This window comes from Streptomyces beijiangensis, assembly GCF_017315755.1.
GTDB classification, from domain to species: Bacteria; Actinomycetota; Actinomycetes; order Streptomycetales; family Streptomycetaceae; genus Streptomyces; species Streptomyces beijiangensis.
The window spans coordinates 1-1,665 of record NZ_JAFLRJ010000659.1 but is presented as its reverse complement, the minus strand read 5'-3'; the positions used below and the strand labels follow the sequence as shown (position 1 = coordinate 1,665).

Below are 1,665 nucleotides of genomic sequence, written 5' to 3'. Positions count from 1 at the left end.
CCCGGGCCGGGGCCGGGGTCCGGGTCCGCGAGCACGTCGGCGTACGCGTCGAAGAGCGTGAAGTGGTGGCGGCCCGGGGTGGTGGAGGTGGATCCCCCGCGACGGATCCGGTGGCGTACACAGACGCGGTCCAGGACGGCGGGCGGCCCGTCCAGGAGGCGCAGGGCGCGGTGGACCGGGAGGAGGTGGCCGTAGGGGCCGTAGCGGAAGTGCAGCTGGTGGGCGGTGAAGAAGGCGCGGCGGACGACGCGGTTCCAGGGGACAGGAGCGGCCGTCAGGGGGTCGGTGAGGTCGTCGCCGCCGGGTGTCACCGTCTCCCACCAGTCGACGCGGTCGTGGCCGAAGAGCAGGACGTCGGGGCTCTCGGAGAGGCGTCCGGCCAGCGCCTCCAGCGCGCCGGGCAGCAGCAGGTCGTCGCCGTCGAGGAAGAGGAGGTAGTCACCGCAGGCCAGTTCGGCCCCGGCGTTGCGGGCCGCGCCCACGCCCTGGTGCGAGGCGAGCGGGAGGAGGGTGACGCGGTGATCCCGGTCCGCGTACTCCTCGGCGATGGCCGCACAGCCGTCCGGCGAGCGGTCGTCGACCACGATCAGCTCGAAGTCCCGGCAGGACTGGGCGAGTACGGACTCGATGGCGGCCCGGAGATGTCCCTGTACGCGGTGGACCGGCATGACGACGCTGAAGCGGGGCATGGGCGCTGAGAGTAGCCCCACCGGCACGGTCCGCCGTCGCGCCGCCACCCGTTCGGGCTAGCCCTGGTAACTCCTCCCGCGGACCCGTGTTGACGTGTGCGTGAAGCCACGCCTGAGCGTCGTCGTGCCCGTGTTCAACGTCGAGGAGTATCTGGAGGAGTGCCTGCGGTCCCTCGCCGCGCAGACCGTCCGCGATCTTGAGGTGGTGCTCGTCGACGACGGGTCCACCGACGGGAGCAGTGCGATCGCGGAGAAGTTCGCCGCCGCGGATCCGCGTTTCCGTTACGTACGGCAGGAGAACGCGGGGCTCGGCGCGGCCCGCAACACCGGGGTGCGCCACACCACCGACGGCGTCCCGTACCTGGCCTTCGCCGACAGCGACGACATCGTCGTGCACGACGCGTACGCACGCATGCTGGACTCCCTGGAGTCCACCGGATCCGACTTCGCGAGCGGCAATGTGTGGCGCCTCGACGGCAGCGGCCGCCACCAGGCCTGGCAGTACAAGTGGCTCGCCACCACGCACGAGCGCACCCACATCTCCCGCGATCCACGGCTCCTCTCCGACCGGGTCGCCTGGAACAAGGTCTTCCGGCGCTCCTTCTGGGACCGGCACCGATTCACCTTCCCCGAGGGGAAGTTGTACGAGGACACCCCGGTGATGATCCCGGCGCACTACCGGGCCGAGGCAGTCGACGTGGTCGCCGGGCACGTCTACTACTGGCGGGTCAGGGAGGGGTCGATCACCCAGCGCCGAACCGATGTGCGCGGGGTGCGGGACCGGTTCGACGCCTGCGCCGAGGTCAGCCGCTTCCTGGGCGAGGAGCGGTCGGCGGCGGAGAAGCGGGCCTATGACGTGTCGTGCCTGCGCGACGACTTCGTCTACTTCCTGGAGGGGCTGCCGATGGGCGGCCCCGCGTACCGCGAGGCGTTCATGGCGGGGGCCGCCGCCTTCCTCGGGGCCGCCGATCCGTCC

2 protein-coding genes are annotated in these 1,665 nt (G+C 71.7%); one reads left to right on the top strand and one right to left on the bottom strand.

Annotated elements, in window-relative coordinates; translation table 11 throughout:
- The coding region (locus J0695_RS38015) for a glycosyltransferase family 2 protein (RefSeq protein ID WP_206969393.1) at nt 1-689 on the bottom strand (689 nt) is incomplete at its 3' end.
- Between the two features lie 100 nt (nt 690-789).
- Here J0695_RS38015 and J0695_RS38010 point away from each other — a divergent pair.
- The coding region (locus tag J0695_RS38010; protein WP_206969392.1) for a glycosyltransferase family 2 protein at nt 790-1,665 on the top strand (876 nt) is incomplete at its 3' end.